Below are 3,498 nucleotides of genomic sequence, written 5' to 3'. Positions count from 1 at the left end.
CTCAGATGTAGACGCCGCCCTTGATGGCACAGATGCAATTATTGATTTCACCGCGCCACAGGTCAGCATTGATTATGCCAAAAAAGCCCATGAGTTGGGACTTGTGCATGTCATTGGCACAACAGGTTGGACGCGCGAAGAAGACGAAGAGATCGCTGCCCTCACCGGAAAAGGTCGTCTGGTAAAGGCGGGCAATATGTCTTTGGGCGTCAATTTATTGATGGGGTTGGTCAAAAAGGCTGCGGCCGCCTTGCCTGAAGATTTTGACATAGAAGTTTTGGAAATGCACCATCGCATGAAAGTGGATGCACCATCTGGCACCGCCCTTATGCTTGGGGAAGCCGCAGCTGAGGGGCGTCAAATCGATCTAGCTGAAAGCGCCGTGCGATCTCGCGATGGGATTACGGGTGCGCGCAAGCCGGGCAACATTGGCTTTGCCACATTGCGCGGCGGCACGGTGATTGGTGATCATTCTGTTATCTTTGCAGGCAGCAACGAGCGGATTGAATTAAGCCACTCGGCCCAAGACCGCTCGATTTTTGCAAATGGCGCTATTCACGCTTCACTTTGGGCGCAAGATAAAGCGCCCGGACTTTATTCGATGGCCGACGTACTTGGCCTTTAAGACCCTTACCTTAAGGATATCACCACTATGGATCGCAGACTAATTTTGGTTCGTCACGGACAAAGCGAATGGAACTTGAAAAACCTCTTCACAGGCTGGAAAAACCCAGGTCTGACCGAAAAAGGCGTTGAGGAAGCTATTGCTGCTGGTAAATTGCTCAAATCACGCGGCTACGAGATAGAAGTTTGCTACACGTCCGCCTTGGCACGTGCCCAGCGCACCCTGGATTTGATGCTTGAGAATATGGATATCGTCAATATGACGATTATTCGCAACCAAGCGTTGAATGAGCGCGACTATGGTGATCTTGCAGGGCTAAATAAAGACGATGCCCGCAAGAAATGGGGCGAAGAACAAGTTCACATTTGGCGCCGCTCGTTTGATGTGCCGCCTCCAGGGGGTGAAAGCTTGAAAGATACAGCAGAGCGTGTTCTCCCCTATTATGAGGCTGAAATTGCCCCACGCGTCGCTGATGGTGGCACAATATTGGTGGCGGCGCACGGTAACTCGCTGCGCGCTTTGGTTATGAAGCTTGAGAATCTCAGCCCAGAGGAAATTCTCAAACGCGAAATCGCTACCGGCAAACCGATCATTTATGATTTTGATGCTGATGGAAACGTGACAAACGTTGAGAACATCGACTAAGCATTACAAGGCGACCCAAGGGTCGCCTTTTTCTTGTTTGCACTGCAAATCCTATTCGGCGCCCTCTACCAGCCCCGCTTCCCAACCCAAAATCGCTTGTTTACGGGTTAAACCCCAGTGATATCCGGTGAGTTTTGCGTTTTTTCCTATCACCCTATGGCATGGCACCACAAATGATATCGGATTACGCCCGATAGCAGCGCCCACGGCGCGGGCGGCTTTGGGGTTGCCTATGTGGGTGGCGATTTCGCCATAGCTGGTCGCTTGCCCCGGTTTGATGCGCAACAGAGTTTGCCACACGCGCACTTCAAAGTCGGTTCCGATCATCACGATCTTAATGGGTTGGTCTTGGTGCCATTTTTTGGGGTCAAAGATCTTTTCGGCCCATCGGCGGATTTCATCTGGTTGTGCTTTTAGGTAAATCGCTTTGGGCCAACGCCGGGTCATATCCTCTAACGCGGCTCGTTCTTCGCCCTCGTCGCAAAAAGCCTGCCCCGCCAAGCCATAATCGGTGAGCATGATCAATACTTGCCCAAAAGGGGATGGATGAAAACCATATCTGATTTCTAAACCTTCGCCCTTGGCCTTATAAACGCCCGGTGGCATTGCATCATGGGTGACAAACAAATCATAGAGCCGCGCCGCCGAGGAAAGGCCAAGCTCATAGCTGGTGTCGAGCAATGGCACATTTTCTTTCAGCATTTGGCGGGCTCTGTTCAAAGTGACGCATTGGGAAAAGGCTTTAGGGGTTAGCCCCGCCCAGCGTTTAAACAAGGCTGTAAGTTGACGAGGTGACATGCCCATATCACGGGCAAGTGCATCAAAGTCGTGTTCGTCCGCCGGGCGCGCGGAAATTTCCTCGATCACTTTTGTGATCACCGAGTAGTCTCTTGCTTGTGTTGATAGAGGTGTCATATCGTTCATAATGGACCAAACTTACTTCGATTAGGCGCAACAATCGACCCGATTTTGACATTGTATGTAATCGGTTGTGCGTACCGCTTCCAAACACAGATTTTGCCCTTTTCATTCCGCCAATCTCATGCCCTAATTCAACGGACTTTAATCTGACCCAGCGATGATATGACCAAACGATCCCGCCTCAACAAACAGACCATTCATCAAATGTTCGCCAATTTTGAAGCGAGCAACCCCGAGCCAGAGGGTGAATTGGATTATGTCAACGATTTCACCCTGCTGGTGGCCGTGGTTTTAAGCGCACAAGCGACCGATGTGGGTGTTAACAAAGCCACTAAAGCCTTGTTTGAGGTCGCTCCAACGCCAGAGAAAATGTATGCGTTGGGCGAAGAGACAATCCGCGACTATATCAAGACCATCGGGCTTTACCGCAATAAGGCGAAGAATGTTTATGCGCTTTGCAAGGAATTGATCGACAAGCATGGATCAAAAGTCCCGCAAACTCGCGAAGAATTGGAAGCATTGCCTGGTGTGGGGCGAAAAACCGCAAATGTGGTGCTCAACATCGCATTCGGGCAGCCCACTATTGCCGTGGATACACACCTGTTCCGGATTTCAAACCGCACGGGTCTTGCGCCAGGCAAAACCCCTTTGGCAGTTGAATTGTTGCTGGAACGGATCATTCCAAAGGAGTTTTTGCAACATGCCCACCACTGGCTGATTTTGCATGGCCGCTATATTTGCAAAGCACGAAAGCCAGAGTGCTATCATTGTGTGATCATTGATCAATGCAAATTTAAGGACAAGGTCCTAAAAGCTTAGGGGTTCTTGCTTGACGCAGGGCTCTAGCACACTAAAAGCAACCCGAGCTTTTTTGGAGAAATAGCGATATGGCAGATGCCAAATTTGATGTGCTCACCATCGGCAACGCGATTGTTGATGTGTTTGCAAAGGTCGACGATGCCTTTTTGGAAAATGAAGGCATGGACAAATCAATCATGCATTTGGTGGATGCTGAACGTTCTGAATATCTTTATTCTCGCCTGCCCGGCACGCCGCAGCACATTTCAGGCGGTTCATGCTGCAACACTGCGGTTGGCGTATCTTCGCTTGGGGGCAATGGCGCATTTATTGGCAAAGTGGCCGAAGATGATCTTGGAACAATTTATCGCAAAGATTTGACAAAAGCCGGTGTTTTTTACAATACCCCCACACTGATCCACGGCACCTCCACAGCCCGTTCGATGATTGTGATTACCCCGGATGGGGAACGCACCATGAATACCTATTTAGGTGCCTGTCAGGAGCTT

At 50.2% G+C, this 3,498-nt stretch carries 5 protein-coding genes; 4 read left to right on the top strand and 1 reads right to left on the bottom strand.

Annotation, left to right across the window (positions count from 1 at the left end):
- The coding region (gene dapB / locus Q0231_RS04865) for a 4-hydroxy-tetrahydrodipicolinate reductase (protein ID WP_299345790.1) at positions 1 to 625 on the top strand (625 nt) is incomplete at its 5' end.
- 27 nt (positions 626 to 652) lie between these two features.
- The gene (locus Q0231_RS04860; protein WP_299345787.1) at positions 653 to 1,270 is read left to right on the top strand and encodes a 2,3-bisphosphoglycerate-dependent phosphoglycerate mutase; all 618 of its coding nucleotides are present in this window, start codon (positions 653 to 655) and stop codon (positions 1,268 to 1,270) included.
- A gap of 51 nt (positions 1,271 to 1,321) precedes the next feature.
- Here the strand turns inward: Q0231_RS04860 and Q0231_RS04855 are convergent, their stop codons facing one another.
- Entirely contained in the window at positions 1,322 to 2,194 is an 873-nt protein-coding gene (locus Q0231_RS04855) for a methylated-DNA--[protein]-cysteine S-methyltransferase (protein ID WP_299345785.1), read from the bottom strand.
- Between the two features lie 159 nt (positions 2,195 to 2,353).
- Here Q0231_RS04855 and nth point away from each other — a divergent pair, with 159 nt between their 5' ends.
- Both nth and Q0231_RS04845 read left to right on the top strand, forming a co-directional pair.
- The gene (gene nth, locus Q0231_RS04850; protein WP_299345782.1) at positions 2,354 to 3,010 is read left to right on the top strand and encodes an endonuclease III; all 657 of its coding nucleotides are present in this window, start codon (positions 2,354 to 2,356) and stop codon (positions 3,008 to 3,010) included.
- A 68-nt stretch (positions 3,011 to 3,078) separates the two neighbouring features.
- Positions 3,079 to 3,498: PfkB family carbohydrate kinase (locus tag Q0231_RS04845; protein WP_299345779.1), on the top strand; the 420-nt coding region annotated here is incomplete at its 3' end.

The sequence above is a fragment of the uncultured Maritalea sp. genome, from assembly GCF_937139385.1.
In the GTDB taxonomy this organism is placed as follows: domain Bacteria; phylum Pseudomonadota; class Alphaproteobacteria; order Rhizobiales; family Devosiaceae; genus Maritalea; species Maritalea porphyrae_A.
The sequence above is the reverse complement of the archived record's forward strand: the minus strand, read 5'-3'. Positions and strand labels throughout refer to the sequence as shown.